This is a genomic window from Capnocytophaga sp. oral taxon 863 str. F0517 (assembly GCF_000466425.1).
Classification (GTDB): Bacteria; Bacteroidota; Bacteroidia; order Flavobacteriales; family Flavobacteriaceae; genus Capnocytophaga.
The window spans coordinates 19,437-20,050 of record NZ_KE992154.1 but is presented as its reverse complement, the minus strand read 5'-3'; the positions used below and the strand labels follow the sequence as shown (position 1 = coordinate 20,050).

Genomic DNA, 614 nt, shown 5'->3' with positions numbered 1-614 from the left:
GTTGTGCTTTTAACAACACATCTGATACATTACCGATTAAATAGTAAAGTAATAATACAGAATACTATTTATAAAGAACTGATATTTATAAACTATCTTCTGTTGGTTTTTGAACACTTTCTATATTTTCTTTTATAAATTTCATTAGTTCTTCTTTATTCAAAGTGTATTTATCCTTCAATAATCTATCAAACATCTGAGAAAGACCAATGTAAAGAGATTCTTTGAAGAAATCTAACAACTCGTCGGTAGGTAGCGCTGTCTCTTTATCTGTTATGGCAATAGTAATAGCTATAAAACCTCTTTTCTTAAAGAATTTTAAATGAGAACATCCCGCAGGATCTTTATATGCATAAAAAATCCCGTCTATTCTAACTTCAAAATGTAACCTAATTTCAGGAGTTATAAGAAAGTTAGATGCTATTTCTTGTAACTTACACTCAATTCTTATGATATATCTTATTAGAGAGCTATATACACTCCCGCCTTCTTTAAGGGTTATTGTTACTTCTGTCATTTTTCACACTTATTTTTACGTTCTTTTTGTATCTCTAACATTTTGTCATAGGCTTTTTGAGCCCCCCGCTGGCGCAAGCTTGCAGTTTGCGCCCAAT

1 protein-coding gene is annotated in these 614 nt (G+C 31.1%); it reads right to left on the bottom strand.

Translation table 11 applies throughout. The annotated features are described in order from the left end of the window. Positions 1-85: 85 nt before the first annotated feature. Positions 86-517, bottom strand: coding sequence for a hypothetical protein (locus HMPREF1551_RS06905; RefSeq protein ID WP_021628363.1), 432 nt, complete (start codon positions 515-517; stop codon positions 86-88). Positions 518-614 lie beyond the last annotated feature (97 nt).

Coding starts and splice junctions, on each gene's coding strand:
- HMPREF1551_RS06905 (WP_021628363.1), bottom strand. CDS start 517: ATGACAGAAGTAACAATAACCCTTAAAGAAGGCGGGAGTGTATATAGC.